This is a genomic window from Chitinibacter tainanensis DSM 15459, from assembly GCF_000429785.1.
In the GTDB taxonomy this organism is placed as follows: domain Bacteria; phylum Pseudomonadota; class Gammaproteobacteria; order Burkholderiales; family Chitinibacteraceae; genus Chitinibacter; species Chitinibacter tainanensis.
In genome coordinates this window covers 183,365-200,027 of the sequence record NZ_KE386952.1, presented here as the reverse complement: position 1 = coordinate 200,027, position 16,663 = coordinate 183,365, and the positions used below count along the sequence as shown (strand labels likewise).

The 16,663-nt window shown below is 58.1% G+C and carries 20 protein-coding genes and 1 tRNA gene; 10 read left to right on the top strand and 11 right to left on the bottom strand.

Annotated elements, in window-relative coordinates; all coding sequences use genetic code 11:
• Positions 1–14: 14 nt before the first annotated feature.
• Both G482_RS0113325 and G482_RS0113320 read right to left on the bottom strand, forming a co-directional pair.
• A complete protein-coding gene (locus G482_RS0113325; RefSeq protein WP_028450442.1) occupies positions 15–1,112 on the bottom strand; it encodes a HAMP domain-containing sensor histidine kinase in 1,098 nt (365 codons plus the stop codon).
• Positions 1,112–1,795 carry a response regulator transcription factor gene (locus tag G482_RS0113320; protein ID WP_028450441.1) on the bottom strand — a complete coding sequence of 228 codons (684 nt, stop codon included), beginning with the start codon at positions 1,793–1,795 and terminating at the stop codon, positions 1,112–1,114. Before G482_RS0113320 ends, G482_RS0113325 begins: the two co-directional genes overlap by 1 nt.
• A gap of 157 nt (positions 1,796–1,952) precedes the next feature.
• Between G482_RS0113320 and G482_RS0113315 the strand changes: the two genes are divergently transcribed.
• The 3 genes from G482_RS0113315 to G482_RS0113300 all read left to right on the top strand — a co-directional run bounded on the left by G482_RS0113315 (position 1,953) and on the right by G482_RS0113300 (position 4,367).
• Complete coding sequence (locus tag G482_RS0113315; protein WP_034619743.1) at positions 1,953–2,387, top strand: Spy/CpxP family protein refolding chaperone; 435 nt, start codon at positions 1,953–1,955, stop codon at positions 2,385–2,387.
• Positions 2,388–2,777: 390 nt separating this feature from the next.
• Positions 2,778–3,374 (top strand): hypothetical protein, encoded by a 597-nt coding sequence (locus G482_RS0113305; protein WP_028450439.1) that lies wholly within the window; start codon positions 2,778–2,780, stop codon positions 3,372–3,374.
• Positions 3,375–3,578: 204 nt separating this feature from the next.
• A complete protein-coding gene (locus tag G482_RS0113300; protein ID WP_028450438.1) occupies positions 3,579–4,367 on the top strand; it encodes a hypothetical protein in 789 nt (262 codons plus the stop codon).
• A gap of 76 nt (positions 4,368–4,443) precedes the next feature.
• On the opposite strand, the gene G482_RS18720 is transcribed toward G482_RS0113300, so the two are convergent.
• The gene (locus G482_RS18720) at positions 4,444–5,103 is read right to left on the bottom strand and encodes a thiol:disulfide interchange protein DsbA/DsbL (protein ID WP_034619742.1); all 660 of its coding nucleotides are present in this window, start codon (positions 5,101–5,103) and stop codon (positions 4,444–4,446) included.
• A 48-nt stretch (positions 5,104–5,151) separates the two neighbouring features.
• Positions 5,152–5,820 (bottom strand): SPOR domain-containing protein, encoded by a 669-nt coding sequence (locus G482_RS0113290; protein ID WP_156905407.1) that lies wholly within the window; start codon positions 5,818–5,820, stop codon positions 5,152–5,154.
• Positions 5,821–6,033: 213 nt separating this feature from the next.
• Here G482_RS0113290 and G482_RS0113285 point away from each other — a divergent pair.
• Positions 6,034–6,109: transfer RNA gene (locus G482_RS0113285), tRNA-Thr, on the top strand.
• A 133-nt stretch (positions 6,110–6,242) separates the two neighbouring features.
• Here the strand turns inward: G482_RS0113285 and G482_RS18715 are convergent.
• Together G482_RS18715 and G482_RS0113275 are read right to left on the bottom strand one after the other, a co-directional pair.
• Entirely contained in the window at positions 6,243–6,974 is a 732-nt protein-coding gene (locus tag G482_RS18715; protein WP_051259024.1) for a substrate-binding periplasmic protein, read from the bottom strand.
• A 141-nt stretch (positions 6,975–7,115) separates the two neighbouring features.
• A complete protein-coding gene (locus G482_RS0113275) occupies positions 7,116–8,411 on the bottom strand; it encodes a tryptophan--tRNA ligase (protein WP_028450436.1) in 1,296 nt (431 codons plus the stop codon).
• Positions 8,412–8,569: 158 nt separating this feature from the next.
• On the opposite strand from G482_RS0113275, the gene rlmF reads away from it, so the two are divergent.
• Together rlmF and G482_RS0113265 are read left to right on the top strand one after the other, a co-directional pair.
• Positions 8,570–9,526: a 23S rRNA (adenine(1618)-N(6))-methyltransferase RlmF gene (rlmF, locus tag G482_RS0113270; protein WP_084414691.1), complete on the top strand. Its 957-nt coding sequence runs from the start codon at positions 8,570–8,572 to the stop codon at positions 9,524–9,526.
• Positions 9,527–9,619: 93 nt separating this feature from the next.
• Complete coding sequence (locus G482_RS0113265) at positions 9,620–9,910, top strand: hypothetical protein (protein WP_028450434.1); 291 nt, start codon at positions 9,620–9,622, stop codon at positions 9,908–9,910.
• Positions 9,911–9,989: 79 nt separating this feature from the next.
• Here G482_RS0113265 and G482_RS0113260 read toward each other — a convergent pair whose 3' ends face one another.
• Positions 9,990–10,493 carry a DUF6841 family protein gene (locus tag G482_RS0113260; RefSeq protein WP_028450433.1) on the bottom strand — a complete coding sequence of 168 codons (504 nt, stop codon included), beginning with the start codon at positions 10,491–10,493 and terminating at the stop codon, positions 9,990–9,992.
• Positions 10,494–10,656: 163 nt separating this feature from the next.
• Between G482_RS0113260 and G482_RS0113255 the strand changes: the two genes are divergently transcribed.
• Both G482_RS0113255 and G482_RS20940 read left to right on the top strand, forming a co-directional pair.
• Positions 10,657–11,262 (top strand): phosphorylase family protein, encoded by a 606-nt coding sequence (locus G482_RS0113255; protein WP_028450432.1) that lies wholly within the window; start codon positions 10,657–10,659, stop codon positions 11,260–11,262.
• Positions 11,259–11,453, top strand: coding sequence for a cysteine-rich CWC family protein (locus tag G482_RS20940; protein ID WP_084414689.1), 195 nt, complete (start codon positions 11,259–11,261; stop codon positions 11,451–11,453). The genes G482_RS0113255 and G482_RS20940 overlap by 4 nt, the downstream gene beginning before the upstream one ends.
• On the opposite strand, the gene G482_RS0113250 is transcribed toward G482_RS20940, so the two are convergent.
• The 4 genes from G482_RS0113250 to G482_RS0113235 all read right to left on the bottom strand — a co-directional run bounded on the left by G482_RS0113250 (position 11,428) and on the right by G482_RS0113235 (position 14,810).
• On the bottom strand, positions 11,428–12,405 hold the full coding sequence (locus G482_RS0113250) for a sulfite exporter TauE/SafE family protein (RefSeq protein ID WP_028450431.1): 978 nt from the start codon (positions 12,403–12,405) through the stop codon (positions 11,428–11,430). The two genes, G482_RS20940 and G482_RS0113250, sit on opposite strands and share 26 nt — an antisense overlap.
• A 92-nt stretch (positions 12,406–12,497) precedes the next feature.
• On the bottom strand, positions 12,498–12,734 hold the full coding sequence (locus G482_RS0113245) for a hypothetical protein (RefSeq protein ID WP_028450430.1): 237 nt from the start codon (positions 12,732–12,734) through the stop codon (positions 12,498–12,500).
• 80 nt (positions 12,735–12,814) lie between these two features.
• Positions 12,815–14,185 (bottom strand): peptide MFS transporter, encoded by a 1,371-nt coding sequence (locus G482_RS0113240; protein WP_028450429.1) that lies wholly within the window; start codon positions 14,183–14,185, stop codon positions 12,815–12,817.
• A 247-nt stretch (positions 14,186–14,432) separates the two neighbouring features.
• Positions 14,433–14,810, bottom strand: coding sequence for a hypothetical protein (locus G482_RS0113235; RefSeq protein ID WP_028450428.1), 378 nt, complete (start codon positions 14,808–14,810; stop codon positions 14,433–14,435).
• Positions 14,811–14,996: 186 nt separating this feature from the next.
• On the opposite strand from G482_RS0113235, the gene G482_RS0113230 reads away from it, so the two are divergent.
• Positions 14,997–15,281: a hypothetical protein gene (locus tag G482_RS0113230; protein WP_028450427.1), complete on the top strand. Its 285-nt coding sequence runs from the start codon at positions 14,997–14,999 to the stop codon at positions 15,279–15,281.
• Between the two features lie 63 nt (positions 15,282–15,344).
• Positions 15,345–16,634 carry a polyamine export protein PaeA gene (gene paeA, locus G482_RS18710; RefSeq protein WP_034619741.1) on the top strand — a complete coding sequence of 430 codons (1,290 nt, stop codon included), beginning with the start codon at positions 15,345–15,347 and terminating at the stop codon, positions 16,632–16,634.
• Positions 16,635–16,663: the final 29 nt, after the last annotated feature.

Here is a 16,663-nt window from a genome sequence, read left to right as displayed (position 1 = left end):
GCTTGATACCTAGCCTATGTATCTACCTCGCTCGCCGGCGCAGCCGCCGGCAAACGAATGTGCACGATCAAACCCGTGATGGTGGCATTCTCGGCCCAGATTTGCCCGCCATGAGCGGTTACTACCCGCTCGGCAATCGCGAGCCCTAGGCCAAAGCCGCTAGTCTGGCCGGCTTCGGTGCGGTAAAACGGTGCAAAAATTTGCGCGAGCTGAGTGGGCGTGACACCCGGGCCTTGATCGCTAATGCTGAGCTGATGGCCGCCGGCTACCGCCTGCAAATTCACCTGAATCACGCTTTCCGGCGGGCTATAGCGTATCGCATTACGCAAAATATTTTCCGCTGCCCGGCGCAGCAACTCCGGATCACCCCACACCCCCGCAGCCCCGCTGCTGTGCCACTCGATCATCTGCGCCTTGGCCTGGGCCTCAAAGCGGGCGTCTTCAATCAATTCATTCAGCAGCTGCTGCCAATCCAGCCATTGGCGTGGCTCGCTCACGCGTGCTTCCAGTCGCGATAAGGTGAGCAATTCGCCCAGCAATTGATTCATGCGCTGGGCTTCCCGCTCGATGCGCGGCAGTGCGTCGGCCTGCCGCGCTGGGTTTTGTTGCGCCAGCCCGATGGCCAGCTGTAGCCGCGCGAGCGGCGAGCGCAACTCGTGCGATACATCGTGCAGCAAGCGGCGTTGGCCGCTGAGCAGGGCTTGTAGTTGCTCGGCCATCTGGTCGTAATCACGCGCCAGATCAGCCAATTCATCATTTCGCCGTGCCAGTGGCCCGCCGATGCGCAAGTTCAGCTCGCCGGCGGCGGCATTGGCAAAGGCTTCGCGCAGGGCGCGAATCGGCTTGGCGACATAGCGCGCGAGCAGCGCCGCCGACAGCAGGCTGGTGAGTACGCCGCCGATCATGGCTTCCAGCGGTACCCGATGCGGTGGTCTCGCTGGCGGTGGCGGTGGCGGAGGCTGGGGGTGATCGCTGCCAGCATGGGCGGCGGGTGGCGGCGGGTGTCGCCAGTCGGCTGGTGCGCGCAGCCAGAAAGTGAGGCCCACCGCAAAAATGGTGATCAGCTGCGCCAGAAATAAAAAGCCGAAAAACTTCCAAAATAGCCGCCCCATTAGGCCTCCCGCAGCAGCTGATAGCCCTGCCGGTACACGGTCTGGATGCAGGAGCGGCCATCGGGCAACAGCCCCAGTTTTTGCCGGATGCTGCTGAGGTGCACATCAATGCTGCGATCAAAACGCGCCAGCGGTCGGCCCAAGCCCAGTTGCGATAGCTGCTCTTTGCTCACCGGCCGGCCGGCATGCTGAGCGAGTACTTCCAGCAAGCTGTATTCGGTGCTGGTGAGCGCCAGTGGCTGACCCGCCCAGCTGGCCCGGCGCTCGCCCGGCCAGATTTCCAGCTGGCCAATTTTGAGCACCGTCGGGCTGGCGGTTTGCTGGCTACGGCGCAAAATCGCTCGAATGCGGGCGGTGATTTCGCGGGCTGAGCTGGGCTTGGGCACATAATCATCCGCGCCAAGCTCGAGGCCAATAATCCGGTCGGCGTCGTCGCCCATCGCGGTGAGTAAGATCACCGGCAGATTACTCAGGCTGCGAATTTTGCGTAGCGTCTCGATGCCGTTGAGCTGCGGCATCATGATATCCAGCACGGCAATTGCATACTCGCCCGATAGCGCGGCCTGCGCGCCACTGAGGCCATCATGGGCCACGCCTACGCGAAAACCCTCTTGCTGCAAATATTCGCGCAGCAGGCTGACTAGCTCGACATCATCATCCACTAATAACACGGCGGCTGGCATGGTGTTCCCCTTGTTTGTGCTCAGGATAGCGGATTTATGCGCGGCCTTTGCCGACCTTTACGGCTTTTTACATCTCTTTAACCGCCATTAACGTGCGAGCCACGCAGACTAAGTACACGTGATCCGGCAGGGGCCGGAACGCAGTCTGGAGCTCATCATGCCTGTTTCTACTTCCCGTACTGCCCTGTTATCGGTCTTGCTGACCACCTTAAGTGCCGTGGCGACCCCCACTTCGGCGCTGGCCATGCCGCCCGAGCCGCCCGCTCAAGGGCAGATGCACCCACCACGCAGCCCGCTGCTGCATGGCATCGTACTCAGCGCCAGCCAGCAAAGTCAGTTACAGGCCTTGCTGGCCAAGCAGCAGCCGCCAGCCAAACCGCAACCCAACCCAGAGCTGACCGCGCTCATTATCGCACCCCAATTCGATTCGCAGGCAGCGCGGGTGCTGATCGCCCAGCACCAAGCCAAGCAGGCCGGGGCCATGCTGGCTCATCTGGCGCTAGAGCAGCAGATTTATGCCTTGCTGACCCCCGCGCAGCAAGAGCAAGCCCGTGCCAATTTGGCGCGCCCGCCACAAGCGCGCGGGCATTGATACGTCGGCAGGGCTGGTTTTCTTCGTGTGGTCGCTTGGCGACCTTGGGCAGCGGTGAATTTTGCCGCTGCTTTTTTTATTTCGGCGGGCCAAGCGCTGTTGGCGCTGGGGTAGACGGGGCGGCAAAGTTGCCGCTCCGCCTTGCCGCCTTGCTGCCGCGGGCGGGCTAGCGCCGCAGCATGGGCCTGAAATAGCGGTTTGAACGGGCGTCGTAGCAGATTATGCCCGGCCCAAACAGGAGCAGGCCGCGTGACCTTAACCCAGCTTTACCCGCTTTTACACCTTGCAGGGCTGAATTTGGCAGGTTTTGGCCGATGATTTGCTTAGGCCTGGCTGCCTAGGCCGGGCGGCCATGCCCGGCGGGCTGTGTTTATTTTTTGGGAGTTCATCATGAGTATCTCCAGTGTGAGTAATAGTAGCTGGCTAAGTCAGCTCAGTTCGGTCAGTAGCAGCAGTGAAACCCGTGGCTCCCGCCCAGCACCCCCACCCGGCCCACCGCCGGCGGGCGAGCGGGGCGGCAAGCTGCAGTCGGCCATTAGTTCGGCGCTACAGCAGTTGGGGCTGAATCTGGATGGGGCCAGCAGTACCAGTAGCTCCACCAGTGCTGCCAGCAGTAGTGACAGCACCGACAGCAGTAGCGCCACCAGCAGCGTCCAGCAGGCGCTGGGGCAGTTTATGCAAACGCTGATGCAGTCGATGCGCGCACAAAGCCAAGGCGCAGAGGCGGAGGGCGACTCGATGTCCGTGGCGGGCAGAATGGGGGGCGGCAAGCCCGATATGGCGGCTGATCTGCAAAGCCTGCTGCAAAAGGTAAGCGCGGGCAGTAGCGACGACAGCGTGAGTGAGTTGCAAAGCAGCTTTAGTGCGCTGGTGCAGGCCTTGGGAGGCGATAGTAGCCAGGCTTCGTTGCAGGATTTCCTCTCCGCTTTTCAAAGCCAGCTGCCTACCGGCGGCCCCCGTGGCAATATGGTTGAGACGCAGGTTTAGGTGAGTGTATGGCAGGGTATCGCTCGCTAGCTATTATCAAATAATGTTTAGGGGGCAATACCCTATTTGCCAAGCTGGCCATCGCCGCGGTGGCTTCGTGGCATTCAGCGGTGCAGGTGTTTAGCACAGTGCGCTGGAATGACTTTCGATTCCGCTGCGCAGGCTTTATCATCAACGGCTGTTACACGTTCTGCATGATCTGCTATGCCCACCTACAAGCCCCGCAGCAGTGATTATGTCCGCACCGAGATTGATGGCCAGCGGCGTAAACTGCTGAAGCATGAATCTTTCGAGCAATTTAATGCCTCGATGCTGGGCTTGGGCGATTTGTCGCTGGAATCTAAATCCACCGACGCGATCGCGGCGGTGTTTGATCTGGAAGGCTTTACCCAATTCTGCAACCAGATTGACCCACACTTATCCGTACCCAGTTTCTTGCACCCGTTTCTCAGCTGGCTGATGAATGAGCTGCGCAATGAAATGAAGCAAAAAGATGAGGCCGAAGGCGTGGCGCTGTGGTGCCCCTTGCCGTTCTTTACCAAGTTTCTGGGCGATGGCCTGCTGGTTTTATGGGGCTGCCGTGGCCTCTCGCAAGCGGCCATGCGCAATGTGGTTGCCAGTAGCTACAGTATTTGCAAAAAATACCATCACGAATTTCTGCCCAATCTGAAATCCAAAGTAGCCGAGCCACCGCACCGCTTGCGTGTCGGTTTAGCGCGAGGCACTGTGTATTCGGTCGGGGAAGGCAATGATTATGTGGGCTCGTGCATCAATATGGCTGCGCGGCTGCAAAAGCTACCCGGTATTACCTTTGCCTTTAATCGCCGCGGTTTTGATCTGGATGATGAGCGTACCACACCGTTTTTTACCGATTACCTGTTAACCCGCGAAGTGACAGTGCGGGGGATCGGTGAGGGCGAGCTGGTGTGCATCTTGCGCAATGAATACGAAAAAATGAAATCGGCTGATAAGAAAACCTACCGCGAGGTATAGGTCAAGGCTCTTGCCGTGAGCCTGAAAACACAAAAGCCACCGCATGCGGTGGCTTTTGTTTGGCGTGAGCTTGGGCTTATTTTTTAGCCGGAGCTGATTTTGGCGCGGTTTTGTCTTTGGCCAGCAGCTCGTTGATCACCTTGGTAATGGTGTCGTCTTCTTTACCCACCATCGATGGGCTGGTCACCCATTTGCCATTCACGACAAACATCGGTACGCCATCCACATTGTAATCACGGCTCATTGCGCTCAGTTTGTTCAGCTGAGCTTTGGTGGAGAAGCCGTTGTAATTGGCTTTGAATTTATTCACATCAATGCCTTGCTTGCCGATCCACTCAAACAGGGCTTCTTCGCGGCGCAGCTCGATGCGATCTTGCTGAATGGCTTTGAATACGGCCATCTGGTGCTTGCGGGTCAGGCCCATGGCTTCCAGTGCGAGGAAGATTTTGGCGTGGCCTTCCAGATCATTGCGGCCATCCCACATCACGTGCACACGGCGGAAATTCACGTTTTTCGGCAGCTTGGCTTCCCACGCTTCCACATGCGGCTCGATGGCAAAGCAGTGTGGGCAGCCGTACCAGAAAAACTCGATCACTTCTTGTTTGCCCGCTACAGCCACCGGTTGTGGCTTGGCGAGGGCTTTGTATTCTTTGCCTTCGGTGATGGCGGCGCTGGCCGTGCCAGCAGCGAGCAAGGTGGCAGTCAACAGGCAGGTTTTAATCCATTGTTTCAACATCTGGTTTCAGCTCCTCTATCCCTGGCGGCGGGCGGCCAGCAGGTATTATTAATTGACTTTGACGATCGTGCTGTCAATCCCGTTGGTTTTCAAGACCGCACGAATGCGTTCAAGTTCACTTTGATCGTGGAAAGGCCCTACGCGCACGCGGTGCCACACGCCTTTATCGGCCACTTCGGTGGTTTGAATGCGCGATTCAATCCCGATCAGCGCCAGCTTGGCTTTCAGATTGTCGGCATCGTTTTCATTCTGAAAGGCGCCCACTTGCAGTAAGCCTGGTTTGCTTGCATCGGGCACTGGGCTGCTGCTGGGTTTAGGTTTGCTAGTTGGAGTGGCCGCAGGGCCTTTTTCCCCAGCTTCGGGCAAGACTTTATAGAAATCAAAACGGTCTTCGCTGGCGTTGGCGCTCTCTGGCTTGGCGACCGCGCTGGCGGCAGAGGCTTTGGGCGGCGTTGTGATCACCGGCACTGCGTCTTTACCATTGCCCGGCTGCAGGATTTCCGGGCCGCTGGTGGTGGTTTCCGGCCCACTGGCGAGAGCATCGCTAGGTACTGTTTGATCTTTGGCGAAGGGATTACCACGCGCGTTTAAAAACAGCGCCACTGCGATGGCAATGGCGATCCCAACAAACAGCCCGACCAAGAGGCCGGTGAGCATTGAGCTGCCGCCACTTTTGGGGGCGCTGCTGCTGCGTGAATTGTTTCGACTCGACTTCATGTCGCGGCTCATACTATCTCCGTGCGCGAACCGTGGAAAAACTACTGAGGCGTGATTCTCTCCCTGCGGGCGGGGCTTGTCCAGCCGAATACTTGGCCAGCCGCGCCGCTGTGCAGCGGGGCTGTGTTTTTTGGCACAAACAGGGGGAGGCTAAAATTTCGCACAAGGGGCTTGCAGATTCAAACGGCTCTGGTAAAATGCGCAGCTTCTGACGCCGATGTAGCTCAGTTGGTAGAGCACCTGACTTGTAATCAGGGGGTCGCGAGTTCGATTCCTGCCGTCGGCACCAAGATCCGAAAAGCCCAGCCTAGTGCTGGGCTTTTTCCGTTTCTGTGCTGCCATTTTGGTGGTCTAAGCCAAATACCCCATTAGGTATTGCCCTGAGTGCGATATCTATTCAGTGCTGACGCGCCATACCCCGGTTATTGGGGTTTGAATGGCGCGGCATCTTTGCTGCGCAAATAGCGCCAGTTCAGTTCTTCATACAGGCCTTGCCGGCGCAGCTTGGCCAGCTCCCGATCAAATGCATCTCGCACTGGTGCCTGGCGAAAGGCCAGCCGGTAGTCGGTGGGGGCAAACAGCGCTACTGGGCAAATCGGCCCTGTGGGCTGCACGCCCGCTTCAAAATGCCGGAAGATGTTGATATCGCTAATCACGACATCCAGATGGCCAATCGCCAGCATCCGGTTTAGTAGTTTCTGATCGGCCAATTCCTGATAGCGCAAACGGTTTTCTGCGATTTGAGCCAGCTCCGGCCCCAGAAAACGGCTCGCCCCGTGAAATGCCCCCACCTGATAGCGGCTTAGCGCGGCTATGTCAGGTAGCTTGACCTGATTGGCGCAGCGACTAATGGCCATGTTCTGGTAGCGAATATAGGGCTGGGAAAGATAGTTGCCGCTCAGGCTGATCACGGCATCAAGCTCGCCGCGCTCGAGCAGGGTTTGGGCGCGTTTGTTGGGCATGTGCTGCACATCCAGCGTATAGCCGGCGGCCAGCAGAGGGCGGGTAATCAGCTCGTATTCGATGCCGTTTTGCGCTTCCATCGACACATAGGGCATTTTGCTGATCCCCATCGCCACTCGCAGTGGCTCGGCGGCTTGGCTGGCCGCCAAACCGCTGAAGTAGCAAATCAGTAGCCAGCTGCGCCCCAGCATATTCCCCTCCGGTACCTGTCGACAATCTAGACCTGCCCGGTGCGTTTTGCTGTACGGGTTTTCAGTGTTCGGCGCTAAGGGGTGGGTATCTGGTCGCGTGCCTTTCTAATTAGGGCTTTGGGGTAGATACCCGGCTACTGTTTATTCAGCCTGCAGTGCCTGTAGTGCGGCGATCACCTCGGCGGCACTGACGCCCTCGGCCAGTTGCAGCGGTGCGTCGGCGGGAATGCTGGCCTCGCGTTTGAGCTGGCCAATCCATTGGCCGGCTTCTTTGCCCTGCGCAAAGCCTTGGCTTTCCAGCAGCAAACGGCCATTGGCATCGCTGAAATTGAAGTAGAACAGGCCATCGGCCAGCCGGTATTGCTTAAACAGCGGCAAGGCCACTTTGGTTTTGGCGGCTTTGGCTGCTGGCTGGGCAATCGCCACCATGCGGCGCAAGCCGACGGCTTCGCGCAGCTCTTGGATGAAAGGGGTGGCGGTGGCACGGGCTTTGGCTGCACCGGCTTGCAGCAATTCTTCGATGCGTTCTGGGTGGGCCATCAGCTCGGCATAGCGCTCGCGCATTGGGCCCACGTGGGCTTCGATCAGCTCCACCAGTTGCTTCTTGGCGTCGCCCCAACCCAGGCCCGCAACCAGATCGGCGCGGAACTGTTTGGCCTGCTCGGCGCTGGCAAACGCTTCGTAAATGGTAACCAGATGGCAATCTGGGTCTTTCGGTTCGCCCGGCAGCAGGCTGTTGGTAACAATGCGGGCAACAGCGTCTTTCAGCCCTTTCGGCCCGCCTTCAAACAGCGGAATGGTGTTGTCGTAGGACTTGCTCATCTTGCGGCCATCCAGCCCCGGCAGGGTGGCCACGTGTTCTTCGATGTGCGCTTCGGGCAGCACAAATAGCTCTTTGCCGGCGCCAAAGAGATGATTAAAGCGCGCGGCCACATCGCGGGCCATTTCGATGTGTTGAATCTGATCGCGGCCTACCGGCACCAAGTGCGGATTAAACAGCAGAATATCGGCCGCCATCAGGATCGGGTAGCAAAAGAGCCCCATGGTCACGCCATGATCCAGATCTTCGCCAGCGGCTTCGTTGGCATCGGTGCTGGCTTTGTAGGCGTGAGCCCGGTTCATCTGGCCTTTGGCGGTCACACAGGTCAGCAGCCAATTGAGCTCGCTGACTTCCGGGATATCCGATTGGCGATAGAACGTAACGCGCTCGGTATCCAACCCGGCGGCCAGCCAGGTGGCGGCGATTTCGAGGCGCGAGCGTTCGATGCGGGCAGGGTCGTCACATTTGATCAGGGCGTGGTAATCGGCAAGGAAAAAGAAACCATCGGTGTTGGGATTGCGGCTGGCCTCGATGGCCGGGCGAATCGCGCCCACATAGTTGCCCAGATGCGGGGTGCCGGTGGTGGTAATGCCGGTTAAAACACGGGTGCTGCGCATGATGTGAGTTTCCTGCAAGACAATCAATTCAAGCCGGCAAGTCTAGCAGCACCGCTGCGGCGTGTGTGTGTTTTGGCGCAAGAATTGGCCGGCGGGCGTGGTTTTTCTGCTAGGCTGGCGGCAGCTGTGCCCGTAACGGGTTTTTCTGGTTGGTATTCATGTCTCGCTCCACTGCCCCCAAGCCCCGTTCGCGGGCTCCACTGTCGGCCCGCTCTGCACCCAAAGGGCAGCTGCATCCACGCAATCCGCATCAAGGGCGCTATGACTTTGCTGCGCTCACCGCCTGCCTACCCGAGCTCGCCGCGCTGGTGCGCACCAATCCGCGCGGGGAGCCGACCATAGATTTTGCCGACCCGAATGCCGTAAAGACCCTCAACCGCGCCTTGCTGGCGCTGCATTACGGGATTGGCGAATGGGATATCCCCCCGGGGTATCTGTGCCCACCCATTCCTGGTCGCGCTGACTACATCCATACCCTGGCTGATCTATTGCTGGATTCTGCTGGCAAGCCGCAACGCGGCCCAACGGTGCGGGTGCTGGATGTCGGCGTAGGGGCCAATGCCATTTATCCCCTCTTAGGGCGCGTGAGCTATGGCTGGTCGTTTGTCGGCGCTGATATCGATCGCGCGGCGCTCAGTAATGCGGCGCGCATCTTTGCCGCGAATCCGGTGCTGGCGGATGGCTTAGTCACCCGCTGGCAACGTGAGCCCAAGCAGATCTTCCGGGGCGTGATTGAGCCCGGCGAGTATTTTGCCTTTACCCTCTGCAACCCGCCGTTTCACCGCAATGCCGCCGAAGCCAATGCCGGGACGGCGCGCAAAGTGCGCAATTTGGAGCAGACCAAGGCGGGCGCCGCGCCGCTAAATTTTGCCGGCCAGAGCAATGAGCTGTGGTGCGCCGGGGGCGAGCTGGCCTTTATTGGCCGGATGATCGAAGAGAGCCGGCAATTTGCCCGCCAAGTGGGCTGGTTTACCACGCTGGTGGCAAAAAGCGAGCATTTACCTGCCCTACAGCGCGCGCTGCATAGCGCGGCCGAAGTCCGGGTGTTGCCAATGAGTCAGGGGCAAAAAGTCAGCCGCTTGCTGGCTTGGCGTTGGCCACAGGACAAAATGTAAGATTCGGATGATTTATTTGCAAATCGGCTGGCAAAAGTGCGCCATATCGCCTTAGATGGATAAACCAGTTCACTGAATCCACGAAGGTGCCGTATGCAATTCAATGAAGTTCTGCCACAACATTTCAGCACCATTTCGCGCGACCCCTTTCCCCATGTGCTGATCGAGCGGGCGCTGCTACAGATGGCCGAGGGACGGATGGATGGGCCAAAGTTTCGCAATCAGGTCTTGCATGCCGCCGGCTGGAAGCACAGCAACCTGACTTCGTTTGGCAAATACCCAGAGGAAGCCGCCCGCGCTTTTAATCGTTTGCGCGAAGTGCTGATCGAGCATGAATCGCCCGAGACGATTCTAACTGCGCTAGGCACTAGCGATAGCGTATAAGGCCACAGCCCTTACTCAATGCGCGTTACGCAGCAATACCTAGGCGGGTATGACTGCGTTTTTTTACGCCAAGGCCGCGCTATTGCAGCTGATTGATTTCGCGGCCCGGGATGGGTAGATGGCCGCCAATGGCTTCATCGGCTAGCGCGAGTGGGCTCCAGGCTTCGGCGGTTTGTTCATCCAGCAGTAGGTCGCTGCGCTCGGGGCTGGTGATTTGCATAATGCCGCAGATTTTCCAGCCCTCATTCACCCAGCGCAGCTGGTAGCCGGTTTCGTGCACCCAGTAATGACGATCTTCACGCGCCACATACCAGCGCAATTGCACGGTGGCGTGATCGCTGCCCACCATCACCTGCTCTAGCACCTTGTAGCGCGCACTGCGAAAGCCTTGCTGGTAGTACCACATGAACAGCGCTTCGGTGGTTTGTCGCAGCGGCTCGAATTCGCTCCAGTGCGTGATATCGCCTTGCACATTGGTGGTAAATGGCATCACAAAGGTGGCACAGGTGGCCTCCACATTCAAGGCCGAGTAGGCCAGCCCAAATGCTTCAAAAAAATCCTGCAACGCGGCTTTCCGATCCATACGCACACCTAGGGTTATTGCTTAGTACCGCTTATCTTACGTTAAAGATTTCTTAATAATTACTTTTTTCTGATGAATGTCGCACGCTTGTTGCGTTTGCTGCGCAGCAAGCCGTCTCGTTAAAATGCAGCTCTCGCAATAGCCTTGCCAAGGTGTGCTCAGCATGAAAATCACGGTTTTGTTTCCCACTGCCACCGAGGCGCAGTTTTTTGCCGACTCTCGGGTGGACGTCGCGATTTGCGGGGTGGGCCATAGTGCGGCAGCGGCCAATACGCTGCGGGTAATTATGCGTGCACAGCCCGATTGCCTGATTTTGGCGGGGATTGCTGGGGTGTACCCGGTCTCGGCTTTGCAGCTGGGCGAAGTGGCGCTGGTGCAGAGTGAATGTGAGGCCGACTTGGGCTTTTTTACCCCACAAGGCTTTATGCAGTTGGCCGATCTGCCCCTAGAGATGGATTTCATCCGTATGCCGCGCTGGGTGTCGCCACATCAGCCGCCGCAGCCGCGCTGGCCTCTAGCGCACAGTAATTCGCTCAATGCCGCGATGGCGCCGTTTGTGAAGACGAGCGGGGTTGATTTAGAAAACATGGAAGGCGCGGCTTTTTTTCAGGTTTGCTTGGCAGAGCAGGTGCGTTTTTTTGAGCTGCGGGCGGTATCCAATCCGGTCGCAATCAGTGACGAGGCCTGGGATTTTGCCGGTTCGATCCAGGCCTTGACCGGCGCAGTTACTCAGCTAGTGGATGATTTACTTGCTGAGGCCGGCCAGTGAGCGAGTGTAGCCGCTGCGGGGCGGAGTTTAGCTGTGGGGTCGTAGCGGAGCAGCCATGCTGGTGCCAGCAATATCCACCGGTGCTGGCGGTGCCTAGCGCAGCGGCAAGCTGTTGGTGCCCCGCCTGTTTGGCTGCCGAGCTGGCCGCCCGCTCGCCCGTGCCGCTTAGCGCAGCGCCTGATACAGATTAAACACGCTCAGCGCAGAAATCAGCGTACCCACCAGCCAGAGCAGGCTGCGGGCAGGCAGCTTGTGGCATAGCCAAGCGGCAAATGGCGCGGCAAACAGGCCGCCCACGATCAGGCCGGCCACCAGCAGCCAATGATCCATCTCGGCCCACAGCAAAAATGCACCGGCCGTGCTAAAGGCAATGAAAAACTCGGCGGCATTTACGGTGCCGATGGTGCGGCGCGGATCGTTGCCACGGCCCACCAGGGTGCTGGTTACAACCGGCCCCCAGCCGCCACCCCCAACCGCATCAACAAAACCGCCTAGCAGCGCCAGTTTGCTCACATGACGGATTTCGCCGGAGCTGGCTTTCGGCTTGGCCGCTAGCCATGCTTTGCGCAGGATATACAGCCCCATCAGCAGCAAATACGCTGCAATAAAAGGTTTGATGGCCTTGCCATCAATACTGGTGAGCAGGTAGGCGCCAAATACGCCGCCCAGTACGCCGGGGATGACCAGCCGCTTAAACAGCGCCCGATCGATATTGCCAAATTTAAGGTGCGACAGCCCGGAAAAACCAGTGGTGAAGACTTCGGCCACATGCACGGCCGCCGAGGCCGAGGCAGGCGTGGCGCCAATGCCGATCAAAAATGTATTCGAGCTAATCCCATAAGCCATGCCCAGCGCGCCATCGATGGCCTGCGCGGCAAAGCCAACCCCCACCGCCGCCCAGAACATGGGCGAGGTCAGCACCCGCTCGGCACCGCTGGCAAAGCTGGTTTGCCAGCCTAATTCGGCGTGCTGCAGGGTGTAGCCGATCAGGCTCACGAGAATCAGTAAAGCCAGACCAAGGTAGCGCTTACTCTGCCAGAAACGGCGCTCTACTTCGATGGCGGTATCCAGCGGTGGTAGGCCGAGTGCGGCGTGTTCGCGGTTTTCGGCGGTATCGCGTAAATCGGGGTGGCGGATTTTCATGGCTAGGGCTCGCAAAGCAATGCTGCGCAGTATAGCCAGAGTCTTTAGATGGAATTAGACGGATTGGTTATGTCGATATAACCGAAAGATGATTAGTCAAAGCACTTGAACTGTTCGTAGCTCACCCGCATCAACACATATTTGCGCGACTTGATTTGGACGTTATAGGTGTCGGCGCTTAAACCCGGGGCGCGAAACAAATCACCGTGCAAATGGCTTAAAAGGATGCCATTGCTCAGGCGGAAATCTCGCCCGTGCAAGGCTTTGCAGCTGGCCTGCGCGGCGGCAGGCAGAGTGAGCAGAAGGAGGGTCAATAGAACGGCGCGCATACCCCGATAATGCCGCAGGGGCGGGGGCTATGCCGTGACATAGTACCCGCCCCTGCCGGGAAGATTACCGCTGGCGCGGCTTAGTTTACGCCGTGCATGCGTTTTTGCAGCTGGCCGGTGGTCAGCAGCAGCAGCGCCCCGGCGGTGAACGACATAATCACAAACAGCATAAAGAAATCATTCAGCGAGTGAATTTCCCAACCCAAAAAGCTCGGTGCGGCTTTGCCGGCTTCTGGATAGAACCCAGCCAATACACCGGCAAACCAGTTCGCGGCCGCGGTGGAGAGAAACCACACCCCCATCAGCAGCGAGGCAAATTTGGCTGGGGCAAGTTTATTGACCAAAGATAGGCCAATCGGTGACAGGCACAGCTCACCCATCGAATGCAGCCAGTACATCGCTACCAACCAGAACAGCGAAATTTTAACCCCCGGCCCGACATGATCAACCGCTTGCGCAATCACCAGAAAACCCGCAGCCAGCAGCAACAGACCATAGGCCATTTTGGTCGGCGAGGCCGGCTCGCGATCGTGTTTGGCCAGCTTCACCCACAGCTGCGCCAGCAAAGGCGCAAACAGCAGGACAAACACCGGGTTCAGCGATTGGAACCATGAGGTGGGGACGGTCCAGCCCATAATCTCGCGGTCCAGGCTTTCATTGGCAAAGAAAGTCAGTGATACCCCAGCCTGCTCAAATGCGGCCCAGAAGAAGATCACAAAGAAGGAAATTACCCCGATCACCAGCATCCGATCATAGTCGGCACGGGTGAGTGGCTCTTGATGGTTGGCGGTTTGTGTTTGGCTGCGTTGGGCTGGCGCCATCCCAATGGCGTGGCCTTCCGGGTCGCGCAGATAGCGATTTTGCAGCAGACCAAAGATCAGCAGGCTCAGCAGCATCCCGGTGCCGGCGGCGAAAAAGCCCCAGCGGAAATCCGCCGGATTGCCCGTGTCGCCCAGCGTGCCGCAAATCAGCGGTGCCATAAACGAGCCCAGATTAATCCCCATATAAAAAATGGTGTAGGCCGCGTCTTTGCGCTGATCTTGCGCGCTATACAACTGGCCGACCATGGTGGAAATATTGGGTTTGAACAGGCCATTGCCCAGAATAATCAGCCCCAAGCCCAGATAAAACAGCGGGATGGCGAGATTGAGCTGCTGGTAAACGCTACCGGCGGCAAACAGCGAAAACTGGCCGGCGGCCATTAAAATCCCGCCCACCATAATCGAGCGGCGGTTTCCCCAGAAACGGTCGGCGATATAGCCACCGATCAGCGGGGTGAGAAAAACCAGCCCGGTGTATTGGCCATACAGGGCGGCGGTGAAGTGTTTGTCGAACGAAAGGGCCGACAGCATAAAGAGCGTTAACAGGGCACGATTGCCGTAGTAGGAAAAACGCTCCCACATTTCGGTGGCAAACAAAAGATAAAGCCCGCGGGGGTGTGCTTTCAGCATGGTTAACCTGCTTTCCGGCCAGCGCCGGCGCGTGGATGAAAAGAACGATCGCTATTGCAACCTTGTGTAATAGCGTACGGGGTGGATGTACAACTGGTGAAGTAACAATGACACGTTCATCAGCGGCAAAAATGACAACAGGGTGATCGCTCACCCTGTTGAGAATGCTGCATCTTGCTACCTTACAAGGGTATTGTCAGCTGGGGATTGTCAGTACGCCCTGTGGGGTTAATACCCGGCAGGGGTATTAATGGGCATGCACCAATGGGCTGATTTCCTTTGGCCGCGCTTGCAGCAGCGCATGATGCACGGCGTCGTCTTGCAGGCCGCGCCAGAAGATATGTGCGCCAATAGCATTGGTGTGGTCATTGATCTGTTGCCACACATTCACCGCCTCGGCGGCCAGCTCAAACATCACAATCGATTTATGCGCTTCAATCGCTTCGGCTACGGTATTCATGCCGATGTCTTTCAGATAGGTCACCAAGGTGCTGCGCCCTTTGCTGGTCCGCTCGTCGGTGACGTCGTACAGCAGCACCAAGATGGTATCGCTGATTTGTTCCGAGGCCAGCCGGACAAAATCGATACGGGAAGAAATGGTAATACGGCCATGCGGCTGGGTCATGATGTTCTCCTGGCAGATAGGGCAAGCTCTGCGGGCTGCCTCTCTTTTGGTGTAGCAGGCCACCCGCCGGCTGACTACCCCGGCGGCGGCTTTTTCTTGCGCTAGGCGATGACAATTGTTGACAGTCGTGGGCGGCGAGCTTGGTTAACATCTTGGGGATAAACAGAAAAAACTGGAAATGAACCCATGCGTACCTGGCTCGATAAATTACTGGCGGGTGATGATGAACCGTTGCAAGGCCCGCAAACTGTGGCCCCCGTGCGCCCTGCGCGCGATCCGTGGGGTGATGAGCGCGCGGTAGATGTGCGCGAGCTGAGCCGCGAAGAATTTGTGGCCCAATTATGCCGGTTGATGGCGCGGCTGGCGCCTGATTGCCCGCTGCGCGCCTGCTATGAGCGGATGCTATTGCAGCTGCGCCCGCTGGCGCAGGCTAGCGTCAAGCCCCCATTGACCTTGGTGCCGCTGGACTAATTACACAGAAAAGCCATCATCGCTGCGGTATGCTGAAAGCATCGTCATTACTGAGTCTGACTCATGCTGGGAAGCACCCTGATTATTTTGCTGCTGATTAGCTGCAGCGCGTTTTTTTCGGTGGCCGAAATTTCACTGGCCGCCAGTCGTAAAGTCAAACTGGAGCAAATGCGCGATGAGGGCGACCCACGCGCCGCGCAAGTGCTCGAGCTCTTGGCTCAACCCGGGCACTTTTTTACTGCGGTACAGATCGGTGTGAACGCCGTGGCGATTTTGGCCGGTGTCTTGGGCGAGAGCGTGTATTCGGCCACCTTCACCCGCTGGTTCGGGCAGTTTTTACCCGCCGAGCAGGCACAAACGTTTGGCTCGCTGGGGGCCTTTTTGCTGGTCACCGCCGGTTTTGTACTGCTGGCCGATTTGCTGCCCAAACGCATCGGCATGGTGATTTCCGAGCAAATGGCGGTGCGGGTGGTGCGGCCGATTTTATGGTGCGTCTGGCTCTTGCGGCCGCTGATTATCATTTTTGATGGCCTGGCCAACCGGGTAATGGGTTTGCTGGGCTTACCGGCCGCGCGCGGCAATGACATTACCGCCGATGATATTCTGGCCATGGCGGCGGCAGGCGCCAAAACCGGTCGGGTGGCGGCGCAAGAGCAGCAGCTGATCGAAAACGTGTTCGAACTGGAAGAGCGCACCGCGCCATCGACCATGACCGTGCGCGACAGCATTATCTGGTTTGACCGCCAAGACAGCGAAGAAACCATCAAGCGCAAGCTCTTGAGTCATCCGCATGATAAATACCCGGTGTGTCTGGGGCAGATTGACCAGATTTTGGGCTATGTGGATTCGCGCGATATCTTGCAACGCCTCTTGGAAGGCCAGCCCATTACCCTGCGCGGCGATGGTTTGCTGCGCAATGTGCTGGTGCTGCCCGAGGCACTGTCGCTGGCCGAAATCCTGACCCAGCTGCGTGCCGCCAAAGAAGACTTTGCCGTCATCATCAATGAATATGCGCTGGTGGTGGGGCTGATTACCCTCAATGATGTCACCGGCGCCATCATGGGCGATCAGCGCGTGGCGCTGGATGAAGAGCTGATCGTGCAGCGTGATCAGCACTCTTGGCTGGTGGATGGGGTGACCGCGATTGGCGATCTGGAACGGGTATTGATGATCGATTTTCCCGATGACGAGCAATACGAAACCATCGCCGGTTTTATGATGTATATGCTGCGCAAAGTGCCCAAGCGTACCGATGCGGTTGAGCATGCCGGGTTTAAATTCGAGGTGGTCGATATTGATCAGCACCGCATTGATCAGCTCTTGGTCACTCGCTTGGATCCAAGGCAGTCTTGATCAGCTAGCCTCCGATACATCCAAGTAGT